The sequence below is a fragment of the Microbacterium oleivorans NBRC 103075 genome, assembly GCF_001552475.1.
Classification (GTDB): domain Bacteria; phylum Actinomycetota; class Actinomycetes; order Actinomycetales; family Microbacteriaceae; genus Microbacterium; species Microbacterium oleivorans.
Genome location: NZ_BCRG01000008.1, coordinates 38,456 through 54,731 on the forward strand (window position 1 = coordinate 38,456; position 16,276 = coordinate 54,731).

Genomic DNA, 16,276 nt, shown 5'->3' on the forward strand with positions numbered 1-16,276 from the left:
AGGAAAGCGCGGATGCCGCAGAACACGGCATCCGTCAGTCTATCCGGGCGTTTTCGCGGGGACGACGCCGCTCAGGACACGAAAGGGATGCTGAGAGGCGCCGTATACCACTGCCCCTGGCTCGCCTTCACGGCCGCGACGATCTCGATGATGAGTGCGTAGATGCCGACGCCGATCAGCAGGAGGATGCCGATGCCGAAGAACGACAGCGGAATGCAGACCAGAGCGGCGATCAGGACCGTGAGCTGGAAGTTCAGGGCGGTGGCGCTGTGCGCACGGATGAAGGGACCGCGCTCGCGCAGGACGAGGTAGATCACGAGAGGGCCGAGGAAGTAGAACAAGATGCCGCTGACGTGCGTGAGCGTCGCCCACATCTTCTCGTCCTGCGGGTTCATCGGCTGCACGGTCGGATAGGGGTGCTGAGGCGGGCGCGGTGGCATCGTCATGGCGTCAGCGTAGAGGCTCACGGCGGGTTGTCAGGAACCTCGTCACGCGGCTGGAGTAACCGATACGTTCGTACTCGGCACGTGCACCGTGCCGGTCACGACAGATCATCGAAACTCAGGGGGAACACACGTCATGGACGTACTTGCAGCAGGAGGCGCATTCGTGATCGGTGGCATCGCCATCGTCGCCGTCATCGTCTTCATCATCATCTTCATGGTCGTCCTGCGAGCCTGGTACAAGGTCGCCAAGGCCGACCAGGCGCTCGTGATCGTCGGACGCAACCAGAAGAACGCGTCGGGCGACTCGTCGCGCATCTCCGTCATCACCGGCGGCGGCGCGCTCGTGAACCCCCTCACCCAGCGCGCCGAGATGATCTCGCTCCGCGCTCGCCAGATCAAGATGGAGCCGACCGCGCAGTCGTCGACCGGTGTCACGGTCAACGTGAGCGGCGTCGCGCTCGTCAAGATCGGCTCCGACCCCGAGCTCGTCCGCCGCGCCGCCGAGCGCTTCCTCTCGCAGGACGGCGCGATCGAGCAGTTCACGACGGAGCAGCTCGAGGGTGCTCTCCGCGGTGTCGTCGCGACGCTGACCGTCGAGCAGCTCATGAACGACCGCCAGAAGCTGAGCGACCAGATCGCCGACGGCATCAAGAGCGACCTCCTGTCGCAGGGCCTCATCCTCGACTCGTTCCAGATCCAGGGCGTCACCGACAAGAACGGCTACATCGACGCCCTCGGCGCGACCGAGGTCGAGCGCGTCCGCCGCGAGGCCGAGGTGGCCCGCATCAACGCCGCCCGCGAGGTCAAAGCACGCCAGATCGCGACCGACGAGGCGAACCTGATCGAGCAGACGGCGTATGACAAGAACTCCGCCGCCGCTGCGGCCGAGGTCGGTCGCGCCCGCGCCGAGGCCGAGCAGGCCGAAGCCCTCGCCCGCGCCGAGCGCGAGCAGGCCGTCCTCCTGCAGCAGGCCGAGAACCGTCAGGCCCAGCTCGACGCCGACGTCAAGAAGGTCGCCGACGCGTCGCTCTACGAGCGGGAGCGCTCGGCCGACGCCGACGCGTACACCCAGGTCAAGGCGGCCGAGGCTCGCGCTCAGATCGCCGCCCAGGAAGCCGAGGCGACGCGGCTGCGCGCCGAAGCCGACGCCGCCGCCGTGCGACTCGAGGGTGAGGCTCGCGCCGCGGCCCTCACGGCCGAAGCCCTCGCCCTCGCCGAGAACCAGCAGGCGCTGCTCGCCCAGCGTGCGATCGAGGCCCTCGTGCCGCTCATGACCGAGTTCGCCCGCGGGTTCGACAAGGTCGGATCGATCACGGTCCTCGGCGGCGAAGGCGCGTCGAGCCACATCGCGAGCGAGAGCGCCTCGAGTATGCGCGCGACCTTCGACGCCGTGCAGGCGGCGACGGGCATCGACCTCCGCGGCATCATCCAGGGCCAGGCCACCGGCCGCGGTATCGCCCAAGGCCTGCAGAACGAGCAGGGCCTGCAGAGCGCGCAGTCCGCGCAGTCGCAGGACGCGGCGCCGCTGCGTCGACGGACTGCTGAGGCCGTCGCGCCGGCCGAGACGGCAGCGCCCGCCGACGCTCCGTCGCCGGACGCCGTGTGAGCACGCCCGAGGGAGGCCGGTCGCTCGTCGTCGACGAGCAGCTGGCCTCCCGCCTCGCGCGCGGCTTCCTCCGCTGGCAGCTGACGCGACCGTCGTGGATCGCGCTCATGGGGTTCACCGCTCTGGTCGTCGCCCTGAGCGTGTTCCTCACCGTCACGGGGAGTGAGGGCGCTGCGTGGGTGGGCATCGCCATGGTGGTCATCTTGTGCGGAGCGGTGATCGCATCCTGGGTCGCCGTCCGATCCTCGATCCTCCGCGCCTACCCGGTGGGCTTCGTCGCGACGGCGAACCTCACGGCCGAGGGCCTGCAGGCGACCTCGGCACTCGGGACGAGCGACATCCGCTACACGGCGTTCCGCCGAGTGGATGCCGCCGGCGACGCGCTCCTGCTGAAAGTCGGTTCGTCGATCGGACCGGTTGCGGTCATGCCGCGGTCGCTCCTCTCCGACGCCGACATCACTCACCTGCGCTCGATCACCTCGCGCTGACCCACCGCGGCCCCGGTACGTCCGGGGCCGCGGTGCTGTCAACCGGGTGCGCCGAGGGCGCGTCGGTTCGTAGCGTCGCATCATGACCTTCTCGCCCCGCCGCGCCATCGTGACCGCCTCCGACTCCGGGATCGGGCGTGCAACCGCCCTCGCTCTCGCCGACGCCGGGCTGGATGTCGGTGTGACATGGCATTCGGACGAGGACGGCGCGAACGAGACCGCCGAAGAGGTCCGCCGCCGCGGTCGGAAGGCCGTCGTCGCGCAGTTCGACGCGACCGAACTCGAGTCGGTCCCCGGCATCATCCGTCATCTGGCCGAGGAGCTCGGCGGCCTCGATGTGTTCGTCAACAACGCGGGCGGCGGGACGGGCGGCCCGTTCCTCGACATGGACATCGAGGGCTGGCGCACGGTTGTCGGCCTCAACCTCGACGGGGCCTTCGTCGGCATGCACACCGCCGCGACCCTCATGGCGGATGCCGGCCAGGAAGGCCGCATCATCGCGGTCACGAGCGTTCACGGCTCGCAGCCGCGTGTCGGCTCGGCCGCCTACGTCGCATCGAAGCACGGCCTCGAGGGTCTCGTGAAGACGATGGCGCAGGAGCTCGGCGCCAAGGGCATCACCGTCAATTCGGTCGCCCCTGGTGAGATCGCCACCCCCATCAACGACATGGAGGGCGAGGACGCCGAGAACACGCACCGCCCCGGCATCCCGATCCCCCGCCCCGGAAAGCCCGAAGAGATCGCGGACGTCATCGCCTTCCTCGCCTCGCCGGCGTCGTCGTACGTGACGGGCGCGACGTGGGTCGTCGACGGCGGGATGCTGCAGATGGGCCCGCAGGCGGGCTCGCACCTCGAGTCCGACGCCTGGCGCTCCGCCGGCTGACGCTTCCCCTCCGCGTCCGGGGGCATCGTGCCGGGGTTAACCTGGAGGGATGCCCTCGGACGACAGACGCAGACTCACCCGCATGCCACGACAGGGCGCCATCGTCGCCGTTCTGGCGATCGCGGGACTCGCGTCGTCGTTCATGTTCACGCTCGTGGTGCCGATCCAGGCGAAGCTTCCCGAGCTCCTGAACGCCAGCCGCGAAGACACCGCGTGGGTCGTCACAGCGACCCTCCTCGCCGCTGCCGTCTCGACGCCGATCGCCGGTCGGCTCGGCGACATGTACGGCAAGCGCCGCATCGTCCTCATCCTGCTGGGGCTCCTCATCGCCGGCTCCGTGACCGCGGCGCTCTCCCCGGGAATCGGCGGGATCATCGTCGGACGAGCGCTGCAGGGCGCCGTGACGGGTGTCGTCCCGCTCGGCATCTCGATCATGCGCGACGTGCTGCACGAGGACCGTGTGGATGCCGCGATCGCCCTGATGTCGGCGACCCTCGGCGTCGGCGGTGCAATCGGCATGCCGGTCAGCGCCATCATCACCGAGACGAGTGATTGGCACGTCCTCTTCTGGATGGCCGCCGGGCTCGGTGTCGTCGTCTTCATTCTCGTCGCGCTCGTGGTGCCGGCGAGCGTGCTCCGCACCGCGGGTCGGTTCGACTTCGCAGGGGCCGCGGGCCTCGCAGTCGGTCTCACGGGAGTCCTCCTCGCCGTGTCGCGCGGCAACGAATGGGGATGGACCTCGCCTGCCACGCTCGCGCTCGGCCTGGGCGGCCTCGTCGTCCTCCTCGCCTGGGGCTGGTTCGAGCTGCGCATCACGGAGCCGCTCCTCGACCTCCGGGTCGCGGCCCGGCCCGCCGTGCTGCTCACGAACCTCGCATCGGTCGCGATGGGCTTCTCGCTGTTCGCCTCGAACGTGTCGTACCCGCAGATGCTGGAGCTCCCGGCATCCGTCGGCGGCTTCGGACTCACTCTCTTCCAGGCCAGCCTGATCGTCATGCCCGCAGGTCTCGTGATGATGGTGCTCTCGCCGTTCTCCGGGCGCCTCGCGCGCACGATCGGTCCGCGCGTGCTGCTCATCATGGGCGCGAGCGCCCTCGTCGTCGCCTACGGCTACTCGCTCCTCTGGGCTTCGGAGGTCTGGCACCTGCTGGTCGCCAACCTGCTGATCGGCGTGGGCATCGGGTTCGGCTACGCCGGGATGCCGATGCTCATCATGCGCTCGGTACCGCAGCACGAGACCGGCGCCTCGAACGGTCTGAACGCCCTGTTCCGATCGCTCGGCACCTCGATCGCCGCCGCCGTCGTCGGCGCGGTGCTCGCCGCACTCACGGTCGACCACGGCGGCGTCGCCGTGCCGTCACCCGACGCCTTCCGGCTCTCCTTCGCGCTCGGCCTGGGCGCCGCGGCGGCGGCCCTGGCGGTCGCACTCTTCATCCCGCAGCGCCGCGACCCGCACGAGGCGCGGCCGAGCCTGCGCAGCTGACGCCTCCACCCGGGCGCCGGGCCCGGGGGTGGATGTCACGGGATGCAAGGGATGCCGCGCGGCGCGCCGCGGCATCGGCCTCTTCACCGGCGTGTCGCCGGGAATCCATTGCATCCGCTTACGCGGCGTACCGGCGGCGTAAGCGGCTGACGGCCACGACGACGAGCACGAGCGAGACGAGGACGGCACCGCCCGAGAGCGCCGTCGCACCGGTGGGCTGCGCGGCACCGCCCACGAGGTCGCCGAGCCAGGGACCCACAGCGATCCCGATGTTGAAGGTGACGACCGTGCCCGCGCTCGCCAGGGTGCGCGTGCGGTCGGTGGCGATGCGCATGAGGAGAGCAGACTGCAGGGGGAAGAACGCACCGATCGCCACACCCCAGGCCGCGAGCGCGACGTACACGAGTGGGGAGTCGGCGGCGAAGGTCAGGATGCCGAAGGCCACCGCGAGTCCCACGAGAATGACCACGATCGACGCTCGCGGCCATCGGTCGGCGAGCGGGCCCGCGATCGCAACGCCGGCGAGCCCGGCAGCGCCGTAGGCGAGCAGGAGGAGAGGCACCTGCGCCTCGGGCACTCCCGCCGACACCTCGAGCAGTGGGCGGACGTACGTGAACGTCGCGAACTGACCGAGCGCGAAGACGAGGGACGCAGCAGCGAACAGCACGATGGGTCCGAGGGAGGCGTCCGCGCCCCGTGGGCGGCCAGCGGGTCGAAGGGCGGGCTCGGGCAGACGATGCGGCAGCCGGATGACGATCGTCACGGCGAGGGCGAAAGCGATGGCCGCGAGCACCCCGAAGGCCCATCGCCACGAGAACAGCTGGGCGATGAGAGTGGCTGCGGGCAGGCCCGCGAGGGTCGCCAGGGTTCCCCCGGCCGTCACGAGTGCGAGTCCACGTCCGAGGTGCGATGGCGCGAGCAGCGAGGTGGCGTAGACGATCACGATCGCCCAGAAGAGACCGTGTGCGACGCCGCCGGCGATGCGCGTCGCGACCGCCGCCGCGTACGTCGGGGCGAAGGCTGTGGCGGCGTTGGCGATCGCGAAGAAGACGAGAGCGCCGCCGGCGACCAGACGCCGATCGAACCGCGCGGTCGCCCGGGCGAGCGGGATGCTCGTGACGATCACGGTGAGGGCCCACACCGAGATGAGCAGGCCGACCCCGAGCGGATCGGTTTCGAGACCCTGGACCATCTCCGGCAGCAGGCCCGCTGGCAGTGATTCCGCGGTGACGGTGACGAAGACCGCGAGACCCAGCAGCAGGAGGGGTCCGAGGGGGAACCGCGGTGCGGACGTGGCCGACGTGGGGAGGGAGGCGGTGGTCGTGCTCATTCCTCGAGCGTAGAGTCTGACATCAATGTGAGGGTCAAGCGGGATCGGGGAGCGGATGAAGATCGGCGAGGTCACGGCGCGCACCGGCATCCCCCAGCGGATGCTGCGCTATTACGAGGAGCAGGGTCTGCTGGCGTCGAAACGCACCGACAACGGCTACCGGGACTACGACGAGGACGCCGTCGACCGCGCCCGGCGGGTGCGCGGTCTCATCCAGGCCGGGCTGTCGACCCGGATGGTCAAGGTCGTGCTGGACCTCGAAGCGGACTGCCGCTCGACACAGCCTCCCTCGTGCACACGGGCGCTCGCTGAAGAGCTCGCCGCTGAACTGCAGGTGCTGGATGATCGGATGGCATGCCTCTCCAAGAGTCGCGACTCTGTCGCCCTCTACCTCCGCAGGTCTCCCCACGCCGATCTCCTCCCGCGCTGATGCCTAGCACGACGGATGGTTCGGGACAGCCCCATCGCGCCGGCCAGGACGGTCCGCGAGGATGTACACATGTCTTACGCCACCGAACGCCGCACGAATCCGACCGCCTGGGCCGCCTTCTGGGTGGGGCTCGCGGGCCTGCTCCTCATGCCGATCCCGCTGTTCATCGGCTTTGTGCTTGGCGGAGGGCTCTCGCTCGTCGCAACGGTGCTCGTCGTGATCGCCCTGTTCAAAGGCCTCGCACGCAGCGGCAAAGGCATCGCCCCGGTCGTCTTCGCGGCGATCTTCGTACTGCTGACGTGGGGCGGCATCTCGGTCGGCGGCGGCATCCTCTGGTGACGACCCCGCGCTGAGCCTCAGGCGCGCAGGGTCTCCCGCGCGACGGTGAACGCCTTGAGCGCCTCGGAATCGATCTCGACCCCGAGCCCCGGCCCGGTCGGCACCCGCACGTGCCCGTCCTCGAGCACGGCGGGCTGCGTCACGATGTCCCGCGCGTAGAAGCGAGCGGATGCCGAGACGTCGCCCGGCAGCGTGAAGCCGGGGTGCGCGGCGAGCGCCGCGTTGGCGGCTCGGCCGATGCCCGTCTCGAGCATTCCACCGCACCACACCGGGATGCCGGCCGACGCGCAGAGGTCCGCGATCCGGAGGGCCTCGAGGTACCCGCCGACGCGGCCCGCTTTCACATTGATGACGGTCGTCGCGCCCAGGGCGAGCGCGTCGCGCGCCGCTTTGACCGACGTGATCGATTCGTCGAGACAGATCGGCGTCTTGAGCTGCTGGGCGAGCGCGGCGTGGTCGACGATGTCGTCCTCCTGCAGCGGTTGCTCGATGAGCAGGAGTCCGAAGCGGTCGAGCTGCGCGAGCAGGTCGGCATCGGCGAGCGTGTACGCGGAGTTCGCGTCGACCTGCAGGGGGATGTCGGGAAACGCGGAGCGCACGGCATCCGTCTCGGCGATGTCGCGGCCGGGCTTGATCTTGATCTTGATCCGCACGTAGCCCTCATCGAGGTAGCCGCGGACGGTCTCCACCAGGGCCGCGGGATCGGGTTGGATGCCGACGCTCACCCCCGACGGGATCATCGCCGCCGCTCCGCCCAGGTACGACGCGAAGGAGCGCCCTTCGGAGCGGAGCGCCGCGTCGATGACGGCGAGCTCAAGACCCGCCTTCGCCATGCGATGCCCGACGAACGGCTCGAGCGTCGGAGCCACGTCCTCGGGCGCGAGCGCACGGCGGTCGAGCAGCGCGGGGACGAGCCAGCGCGTCGCGACGTCCCACGCCCCCTGCGTGTACTCGTTCGAGTAGAGGGGTGCGCTCTGGGTGACGATCTCCCCCCAGCCCTCGCCGACGTCGGTGCGGGCCCGGACGACGATGACCTCGCGCACGGTCTCAGTGCCGAACGACGTCGTGAACGGGGCGACCAGCGGGATCTGGAGCACCCGCAGTTCGATCTCTTCAAGACGGACGGATGCGGCGTGCGAAGCGAGCGGCATAGGGGTCAGGTTACGGGCGGTTGCGCGCCGGATGCACCGACGGCACCGGATTCCTAGACTCGGGCAATGCCCCTCTCAACGACCACCTCCGGCAGCCTGCCCCGCTCCACCGCACTCATCGAGGCCAACGCGGCCCGCGCGTTCGCCGAGGACGGCTTCACCCTGCTTCCCAGCCCCGAGGCCGAAGCGCTCACCGCCCTCGCGGTGGCCGAGGTCGTCGAGCGCCAGCGCGCTGCGGGGATCACGCTCGTCGGAGACGGCGAGTTCGGCAAAGCGATGACGAACCCGGTCGACTACGGCGCGTGGTGGGGCTACTCGTTCCAGCGCGTCTCGGGGCTGTCCCTCACCGAGGTCAACGCGTTCACCGAGCCACCGACCCTGTCGACTCCCGGCCAGATCCGCCTCACGAGCTTCCTCGGCCGTCGTGACCGTCAGCGCTTCCCCTCGGTCTACGCCGAGGCCGTCGAGTCCGGCCGCATCGCCACCGCTTTCCCGACGACGACCGGGCCGATCACCTACCGCGGCCACGAGGCCGTGGCCGCCGACATCCGGAACCTCACCGCGGCGCTCCGAGACGGCGAGCAGGGTTTCCTCACGGCGATCGCGCCGGGCTCCGCGGCGCGCGTGCACAACGACTACTACGCGACCGACGAGGAACACATCGAGGCATGGGCGGACGCGCTCCGCGAGGAGTACCGGGCGATCACCGACGCCGGCCTCATCCTGCAGCTCGACGACCCGTCGCTCGCCGAGAACTTCGATCAGATCGACCCCGAGCCCTCGATCGCGGACTACCAGGCGTTCACCCGCGTCCGCATCGAGGCGATCAACCGGGCGATCGAGGGGCTCCCGAAGGAGCAGGTGCGCCTGCACCTCTGTTGGGGCTCGTGGCACGGCCCGCACACGACCGACGTCGAGCTGAAGGACATCCTCCCGGTCGTCCTCGAAGCGAACGTCGGGTCGATCTCGTTCGAGGCGGGGAACGTGCGACACGAACACGAGTTCGCCGTCTGGGCCGATGCGAAGATCCCCGACGACCTCGTCCTCGTGCCGGGCGTCGTCAGCCACGCCACGAACGTCGTCGAGCACCCCGAGCTCGTCGCGCAGCGCATCCGCCGCTACACCGACATCGTCGGGGCCGACCGCGTCATCGCCTCGACGGACTGCGGCCTCGGCGGACGCATCCACCCCGACATCGCGTGGGCGAAGCTCGAGGCCCTCGGCGAGGGCGCCCGGCGAGCAGGCTGACCGCGCGGCTCAGCTCCGCGTGAACAGGTAGCCCTCGCTCGTGCGGAACCCGCCGACGACCAGGCCCGCGGCGAGGTGCGTGTGGAACGCGTCTCGCACCTCGCGGCGTGCTCGGGCCGCGGCATCCGGATCATCCACGCGGAGACGCTCGACGTCGGCGGGGATGGGGACCACGGCCACCACGTCGGCGGCGTCCGGAGTGGGGACCGGCGAGGCGAGGTGCCACGCGACATGGAGCCGGTCGCTCTCGTCGCCGCTGTTGATCGCGTCGCCCATGTCGCCGTAGTGGTCGACGAGGTAGTCGGTCACGCGCCCACCGAGCACCTCGAGGTTGAAGTGCGCGTTCCGGGCGATGAGCGGGTCGAACGTCCACGTGATCGTGCCGACGTCGTGCGCGAACGCCCACTCGCGCTGGTGCGCCTTCAGCACCCGCCCGATCCCGCGCGCCTGCGCGTCGGCCAGCACGCCGGTCACGTGGGAGTGCATGCTCCGCGATCCCGGGGGACCGAAGAACGCCGCGGATGCCGCGACCATCCGCTCGCCGTCGTAGACCCCGACGACGTAGTTGCCGGAGTGCTCCAGGGCGCGCAGCAGGTTGGGCGGCATCCCCCCGTCCGGCGAACCCCAGACCGCCTCGAAGACACCGCTCGCCGCGACCATCTCGTCGATCGTGTGCAGTTCGCGGATGTCGAGCGCGTCAGCCATGCCGCCACGCTACGCCGATCAGCGCCGCCAGCGCTCGATGCTCGGCCGCAGCCGCTCGAGAGCACCGCGCACGAAATCAGGATGTCGCCGGTACCACTCGAGATGCGCCTCGCGGACCTCGGCCGGGTCGAGGGGAAGCGCGTTCAGGGTCCAGCCGGTGCGCGGCTCGGCATCGAGCCCCCACGCGTCGATCACCCACGGCTCGCGGGGCGCGTGCACCACGTCGAGGAGCGGCCGGCCGGGGTCGGTCGCGGTGCCCGGACGTCCGAGCGCGCGGAGGACGCGGTCGCCGATCTCGAGGATCACCTCGTTGCCGGGGTGATTCACGGTGCGGACGAGCTCGAAGCGCGGCTCGGCGAAGAGATCCGAGATCGAGACGTCGAGGGACTGCTCACGACGCTCCAGTTCCGCGAGCGAATCGGCCGCCTCGGCCCGCACCGCGTCGGCGCTCAGCTCTGACCGGACGGGGGTACCGGCGGCCTCCGCGAGCGTGCGGACGTCGTGGTACGCCACGATCGGCGGCACCTCTTCCGTCCCGGGCACGTGAAGCGCGGCTTGGAACGGATACAGGCCGGTGAACCGGACGACGGGGAACGTGACGGCGCGACCGGAGGGCGGGAGGGATGCCGCGAGCTGCCGCGTGCCGAGCGGGAGGCCGTGGTAGTCGGCCTTCACCGGCTGAGCGATGAGCACCGAGGCGCCCGCGAGCACCTCGTGGAGGCGGGCGGCGTCGGCGGCATCCAGTTCGTGGACGGGCGGCATCCGGAGAAGCGGCAGCTCGTCGGAGTCGAGGACCAGGCGCACCGACTCCGCCTGGCAGTTGCCGACGACGACCCCGTACCCCGCGGCGGGTAGGTCGCCATAGAACGTGGCGTAGTGGGCGCGACGGGCGGTCTGCGGATCGGTCATCGCTCGAGAATCGCAGGCGGCATCCGTTCGCACCAACGGCTTGCGCATCCGACGGACAGCCTCATGTACACCCGCGGCGGATGCCTCGCAACCTGTGCGACTGATCCAGGATCGCCGCCTAGCCTGGCACGAATGCGGAACGTACCTCCCGTCGACCTGCCCTCCTCCGACGCCGCCGCAGAGCGCGACACCCGATTCTTCGGTCAGCCGTTCGCGCTCGCGCACGTGTTCGGCGTCGAGATGTGGGAGCGCTTCAGCTTCTACGGCATGCAGGGCATCCTGCTCCTGTACCTGTACTTCTCGGTCGCCGACGGCGGCCTCGGCGTCGACAAGACCGTCGCGGCGAGCATCGTCGGCGCGTACGGCGGCGCCGTCTACCTGTCCACCGTTCTCGGCGCGTGGGTCGCCGACCGGATCCTCGGCGCCGAGCGCGTGCTCTTCTTCAGCGCGATCGTCATCATGGCGGGGCACATCGCCCTGGCGCTGCTCCCCGGCTTCGCGGGCGTGACGGTCGGCCTCATCCTCGTCGCGTTCGGATCCGGCGGGCTCAAGGCGACCGCGACGAGCGTCGTCGGCACCCTCTACACCGCCGATGATGCGCGACGGGATGCCGGTTTCTCGCTGTTCTATCTCGGCATCAACCTCGGCGCCTTCGCCGGCCCCATCCTGACCGGACTGCTGCAGAGCGCGCTCGGCTTCCACTGGGGGTTCGGGCTCGCCGCGCTCGGCATGGCGCTCGGGCTGACGCAGTACTCGTTCGGTCGGCGGAGCCTCCCCGCCGAATCGCGTCACGTCCCCAACCCGCTGCCGCGCGGGCGGTACCCGCTCGTCGCAGGGATCGGCGTGGCGGCGGTCGTCGTCGTCGTCGCGCTCGTGCTCACCGGCGTCGTCCGCGCCGACAACCTGGCGCTCATCGTCATCGGCGCGGTCATCCTCGCCGCGATCGCGTACTTCGCGGTCATTCTGTTGAGCCGTCAGATCACCGCGACCGAACGCAGTCGGGTGTGGGGCTTCCTGCCGCTGTTCGTCACGTCGGTCGTGTTCTGGTCCCTCTACCAGCAGCAGTTCACGGTCGTGACGCTGTACTCGGCGGAGCGCCTGAACCGGAACCTGTTCGGCTGGGAGATGCCCATCCCGTGGGTGCAGTCGATCAACCCGGTGTTCATCATCCTGCTGGCGGGTGTGTTCACCGCCATCTGGTCGAAGCTCGGCTCACGCCAACCGTCGACACCGGTCAAGTTCGCCGTCGGCGTCGCCGTCATGGGCGTCGCGTTCCTGCTGTTCCTGCCGTTCGCGGGCGGCGGGGAGAACTCGACGCCGCTCTTGGCGATCGTCGGCATCCTGCTCGTCTTCACGGTCGCCGAGCTGATGCTCTCGCCCGTCGGGCTCTCCGCGGCGACGAAGCTCGCACCGGAACGGTTCCAGACGCAGATGGTCGCGCTGTTCTTCCTCTCGGTGTCGCTCGGCACCGCGATCTCGGGGCAGCTCGCGACGCTCTACGACCCGACGAACGAGGTTCCCTACTTCGCGACGCTCGGTCTGATCTCGATCGTGATGGGCGTCCTGCTCCTCGTCTGCGTGAAGCCGGTGCTCGCGCTCATGAAGGGCGTCCGCTGAGAGTTCGCGCGCGTCGCGGCCGGGGCGGTCGGCGGCATCCTTCGTCGCAGGGCAGAATCAAAGGATGACGTCGCCCGCCCCACAGCTCCACCCCGACCACGCCTGCCTCATCGTGCACGGCAAGGACAGCCCGGGGATCATCGCTGCCGTCTCGGCGATGATCACGCGCATCGGCGGCAACATCGTGCAGTTCGATCAGTACTCCGACGACCCGCGCGGCGGAGCGTACTTCCAGCGCGTCGTCTTCTACCGCCCGGACTTCGCCGGCCAGCGTCCCGTCATCGAGACGGAGATCGCCGACACGCTGAAGCCGTTCGACCTGGAGTGGTCTCTCACCGACCAGTCGGTGCCCAAGCGCATGGCGATCCTGTCGTCGAAGCAGGACCACTGCCTGCTCGACCTGCTATGGCGCAACCGCCGCGGCGAGCTGCCCACCAGCATCCCGATGGTCATCTCGAACCACACGTCGTCGGCCGATGACGTGCGCTCGTTCGGCGTGCCGTTCTTCCACGTGCCGTCGACGCCCGGGCCCGACAAGTCGGCCTCTGAGGCGAAGATCCTCGAGCTTTTGAAGGGCAACGTCGATTTCGTCGTGCTCGCCCGGTACATGCAGATCCTGTCGCCGGAGTTCCTCGACGAGCTCGGCGTGCCGGTCATCAACATCCACCACTCGTTCCTGCCCGCGTTCATCGGCGCCGAGCCGTACCGCAAGGCGAAGGAGCGCGGCGTCAAGCTCATCGGCGCGACGAGCCACTACGTCACGGGCGACCTCGACGAGGGCCCGATCATCGAGCAGGACACGATCCGCGTCACGCACGCCGACACGACCGCCGAGCTCGTCCGTCGCGGCGCCGACGTCGAGCGCCAGGTGCTCTCGCGTGCCGTCCGCTGGCACTCCGAGGACCGCGTCATCCGCCACGGAAACCACACGATCGTCTTCTGACGCGGGGGCGGGTTCCGGGGACTCGATTCGTCGTCTGCGCGGTGCCGGAGCGACATCACAGGTCCCCGGAATGAGACCTCGGCACGCTTCAGGGACGCGAGTCGTCGCGCGCGTTCAGGGACGCGACTGCAGCACCACACGGCGGGTCGTGACAGGGGAACGCGCAGGCATCGCGGACGAGCCGTGCACCGGGGTCAGCCGCCGAACTCCCCCAGCTCGGTGACGGTGGCGGACGCCGCGTCCCACCGCCGGAGGCCGCGGGCGACGCCGACGATCGGGTCACCCAGGAGGGGCAGCGCGCGCTCGAGGTCGGCGACCTTGATCCGGCGCGCGAGGGTGACGTGCGGCATCCACTCGCCGGGTGCGGTGTGCGGAGCGTCGTCACCCGGTCCCGCGGCGGCGTGCATAGCCGCGTGCAGCGCGAGCAGGTCGGCCGAGGGAACGATCGAGCGGGCGAGCACACGCCGCTCCCCCGCACCGAACAGCACGACGGCACCCAACGTCACGGGGAACGCGACGGGCAGCGGCACCGACGACAGAAACACAGCGGAACGCACGAGCAGCGTCACGTGCGGAGCGTTCGACGGCGAGGTGTGCGCGGCGAGGCTCGACAACCCCGCATCGGCGAGCGCCTGCCACTCCGCGCGCACGGCGCGCTCGGTCGTCGCATCGAACTCGAGCTCAATGCTGACGACCGGCGCGCCGCGCACCGCGGTCACCAGATCGTGACGCGCTTGTCCTGATCGAGCCAGAGCGCATCGGCCTCGGTCACGTCGAAGGCGGCGTAGAACTCGTCGATGTTGCGGACGATCTGGTTGCAGCGGAACTCGTTCGGCGAGTGCGGGTCGATCGTGAGCAGGCGGATCGTCTCGGCATCCCGCCCCTTCTGCTGCCAGATCTGACCCCAGCTGAGGAGCAGTCGCTGGATGCCGGTGAGTCCGTCGATGACGGGACCGTCGGCATCCGTCGACCCGGTCGACGCCAGGTGCAGCCGGTAGGCCTTGATCGCGATGCCGAGACCGCCGAGGTCGCCGATGTTCTCGCCGATCGTCAGGGCGCCGTTGACGGTGTTGTCCTCCGACAGCCCTCGGGGCACGAGCTCGTTGTACTGCTCGATGAGCGTCTTCGTGCGCTCCGTGAACGATGCGCGGTCCTCGTCGGTCCACCAGTCGTTGAGCGCACCGGTGCCGTCGAACGCGCTCCCCTGGTCGTCGAAGCCGTGACCGATCTCGTGACCGATCACCGCGCCGATACCGCCGTAGTTGGCTGCCGGGTCGCGCTCCATGTCGAAGAACGGGAACTGCAGGATGGCCGCGGGGAAGACGATCTCGTTCATGAGCGGGTTGTAGTACGCGTTGACCGTCTGGGGCGTCATGAACCACTCGTCGCGGTCGATCGGCGCACCCAGCTTCGCGAGCTGCTCGTCATGCTGCCATGCGTTCGAGCGGCGGACGTTGCCGATGAGGTCGGATGCGTCGATCTCGAGAGCCGAGTAGTCCTTCCACTTCACGGGGTAGCCGACCTTCGGGGTGAACGCCTCGAGCTTCTCGAGCGCGCGCTCGCGCGTGGCGGGCGTCATCCACTCGAGTGACGAGATCGACTGCCGGTACGCCGCGATCAGGTTGTCGACGAGGACGTCCATCTCCTCCTTCGCACGCGGCGGGAAGTGACGCTCGACGTAGACCTTGCCGACTGCTTCACCGAGCGCGGCCTCGACGAGGGAGACACCGCGCTTCCAGCGCTCGCGGTTGACGGGCACCCCGGTCATCTCGGTGCCGTAGAACGCGAAGTTCGCGTCGACGAACGCCTGTGACAGGAACGGCGCCGACGAGCGGATGACCTGCAGTCGCAGCCACGCCTTCCAGTCCTCGAGCCGATTCTCGGCGAGGAGCGTGCCGAGACCCTCGAAGAAGCTCGGCTGGTTGACGTCGACCTCCTCGATGATGCCCGCCTTGCCGGGGGCGACGGCGTCGCGCCAGGGTGCGAGATCGACGCCCGTGAGCTGGACGACGGCATCCCACGACATCAGGTTGTAGGTCGCGACGGCGTCACGGCTGCGGACGTTGTCCCAGTGGTGCGACGCGATCTGCGTCTCGAGGTCGACGACGCGGTCGGCCTGCTCGTCCGCATTCTCGACGCCCGCGAGAGTGAAGAGCTTCGCGACGTACGCGCGGAACGCGGCGCGGGTCTTCTCGAAGTTGTCGAGGCGGTAGTAGCTCTCGTCGGGGAGCGACAGCCCACCCTGCACGAGGAACATCACATACCGCTGCGGGCCTCCCGGGTCGGGCTCGATGTAGGTGCCGAAGATCCCAGGCACGCCCTCGCGCTCTAGAGACCCGGCGGTGCTCAGCAGGGTCGGGATGCCGGTGATCCGATCGACGAGCGCCAGCTGGGGCGCGATCGCCTCGGCGCCTTTCTCCTCGATCGCGTCGGTGTCCATGAAGCTCGCGTAGAGGTCGCCGATCTTGCGCGTCTCGGTGCCCGGCTCGGCATCCGTCGACTCTTCGATGATCGTCTTGACGTCTTTCTCGGCCTGCTCGGCAATGAGGTGGAAGGAGCCCCAGCGCGCCTTGTCCTCGGGGATGTCGGTGCGCTCGAGCCACGAGCCGTTCACGTGGCGGAACAGGTCGTCCTGCGGGCGGACCTCGGTGCTCAGTTCGTCGAGGTCGATGCCGGAGGGAAGGGTGTTCTCGGTCAT

General features: G+C 69.7%; 16 protein-coding genes. 9 read left to right on the forward strand and 7 right to left on the reverse strand.

Going from position 1 to position 16,276, the window contains the following annotated elements; genetic code table 11:
- Positions 1-71: 71 nt before the first annotated feature.
- Positions 72-446 (reverse strand): DUF4870 domain-containing protein, encoded by a 375-nt coding sequence (locus MO1_RS09175; protein WP_036309838.1) that lies wholly within the window; start codon positions 444-446, stop codon positions 72-74.
- A 133-nt stretch (positions 447-579) separates the two neighbouring features.
- Between MO1_RS09175 and MO1_RS09180 the strand changes: the two genes are divergently transcribed.
- The 4 genes from MO1_RS09180 to MO1_RS09195 all read left to right on the forward strand — a co-directional run bounded on the left by MO1_RS09180 (position 580) and on the right by MO1_RS09195 (position 4,906).
- Positions 580-2,052 (forward strand): SPFH domain-containing protein, encoded by a 1,473-nt coding sequence (locus MO1_RS09180; RefSeq protein WP_036309685.1) that lies wholly within the window; start codon positions 580-582, stop codon positions 2,050-2,052.
- Positions 2,049-2,540, forward strand: a complete 492-nt coding sequence (locus tag MO1_RS09185) for a hypothetical protein (RefSeq protein ID WP_036309684.1) — start codon at positions 2,049-2,051, stop codon at positions 2,538-2,540. The genes MO1_RS09180 and MO1_RS09185 overlap by 4 nt, the downstream gene beginning before the upstream one ends.
- An 82-nt stretch (positions 2,541-2,622) precedes the next feature.
- Entirely contained in the window at positions 2,623-3,423 is an 801-nt protein-coding gene (locus MO1_RS09190; protein ID WP_036309682.1) for an SDR family oxidoreductase, read from the forward strand.
- 82 nt (positions 3,424-3,505) lie between these two features.
- A complete protein-coding gene (locus MO1_RS09195; protein WP_060915855.1) occupies positions 3,506-4,906 on the forward strand; it encodes an MFS transporter in 1,401 nt (466 codons plus the stop codon).
- Positions 4,907-5,024: 118 nt separating this feature from the next.
- On the opposite strand, the gene MO1_RS09200 is transcribed toward MO1_RS09195, so the two are convergent.
- Positions 5,025-6,236, reverse strand: a complete 1,212-nt coding sequence (locus tag MO1_RS09200; protein WP_060915856.1) for an MFS transporter — start codon at positions 6,234-6,236, stop codon at positions 5,025-5,027.
- 55 nt (positions 6,237-6,291) lie between these two features.
- Here MO1_RS09200 and MO1_RS09205 point away from each other — a divergent pair, with 55 nt between their 5' ends.
- On the forward strand, positions 6,292-6,666 hold the full coding sequence (locus MO1_RS09205) for a MerR family transcriptional regulator (RefSeq protein WP_060915857.1): 375 nt from the start codon (positions 6,292-6,294) through the stop codon (positions 6,664-6,666).
- Between the two features lie 69 nt (positions 6,667-6,735).
- Complete coding sequence (locus MO1_RS09210) at positions 6,736-7,005, forward strand: hypothetical protein (RefSeq protein ID WP_060915858.1); 270 nt, start codon at positions 6,736-6,738, stop codon at positions 7,003-7,005.
- Positions 7,006-7,022: 17 nt separating this feature from the next.
- On the opposite strand, the gene menC is transcribed toward MO1_RS09210, so the two are convergent.
- Positions 7,023-8,156: an o-succinylbenzoate synthase gene (menC, locus tag MO1_RS09215; protein ID WP_060915859.1), complete on the reverse strand. Its 1,134-nt coding sequence runs from the start codon at positions 8,154-8,156 to the stop codon at positions 7,023-7,025.
- A gap of 66 nt (positions 8,157-8,222) precedes the next feature.
- Between menC and MO1_RS09220 the strand changes: the two genes are divergently transcribed.
- The gene (locus MO1_RS09220) at positions 8,223-9,404 is read left to right on the forward strand and encodes a cobalamin-independent methionine synthase II family protein (protein WP_060915860.1); all 1,182 of its coding nucleotides are present in this window, start codon (positions 8,223-8,225) and stop codon (positions 9,402-9,404) included.
- Positions 9,405-9,413: 9 nt separating this feature from the next.
- Here MO1_RS09220 and MO1_RS09225 read toward each other — a convergent pair whose 3' ends face one another.
- Both MO1_RS09225 and MO1_RS09230 read right to left on the reverse strand, forming a co-directional pair.
- The gene (locus MO1_RS09225; protein ID WP_060915861.1) at positions 9,414-10,109 is read right to left on the reverse strand and encodes a hypothetical protein; all 696 of its coding nucleotides are present in this window, start codon (positions 10,107-10,109) and stop codon (positions 9,414-9,416) included.
- A gap of 18 nt (positions 10,110-10,127) precedes the next feature.
- Positions 10,128-11,018: a WcbI family polysaccharide biosynthesis putative acetyltransferase gene (locus MO1_RS09230; protein ID WP_060915862.1), complete on the reverse strand. Its 891-nt coding sequence runs from the start codon at positions 11,016-11,018 to the stop codon at positions 10,128-10,130.
- Positions 11,019-11,150: 132 nt separating this feature from the next.
- Between MO1_RS09230 and MO1_RS09235 the strand changes: the two genes are divergently transcribed.
- Positions 11,151-12,635, forward strand: coding sequence for a peptide MFS transporter (locus MO1_RS09235; protein ID WP_060915863.1), 1,485 nt, complete (start codon positions 11,151-11,153; stop codon positions 12,633-12,635).
- Between the two features lie 64 nt (positions 12,636-12,699).
- A complete protein-coding gene (gene purU, locus MO1_RS09240; RefSeq protein ID WP_036309658.1) occupies positions 12,700-13,578 on the forward strand; it encodes a formyltetrahydrofolate deformylase in 879 nt (292 codons plus the stop codon).
- A 194-nt stretch (positions 13,579-13,772) separates the two neighbouring features.
- Here purU and MO1_RS09245 read toward each other — a convergent pair whose 3' ends face one another.
- Together MO1_RS09245 and MO1_RS09250 are read right to left on the reverse strand one after the other, a co-directional pair.
- On the reverse strand, positions 13,773-14,297 hold the full coding sequence (locus tag MO1_RS09245; protein WP_060915864.1) for a 2'-5' RNA ligase family protein: 525 nt from the start codon (positions 14,295-14,297) through the stop codon (positions 13,773-13,775).
- Positions 14,294-16,276, reverse strand: coding sequence for a M13 family metallopeptidase (locus MO1_RS09250; protein ID WP_060915865.1), 1,983 nt, complete (start codon positions 16,274-16,276; stop codon positions 14,294-14,296). The genes MO1_RS09245 and MO1_RS09250 overlap by 4 nt, the downstream gene beginning before the upstream one ends.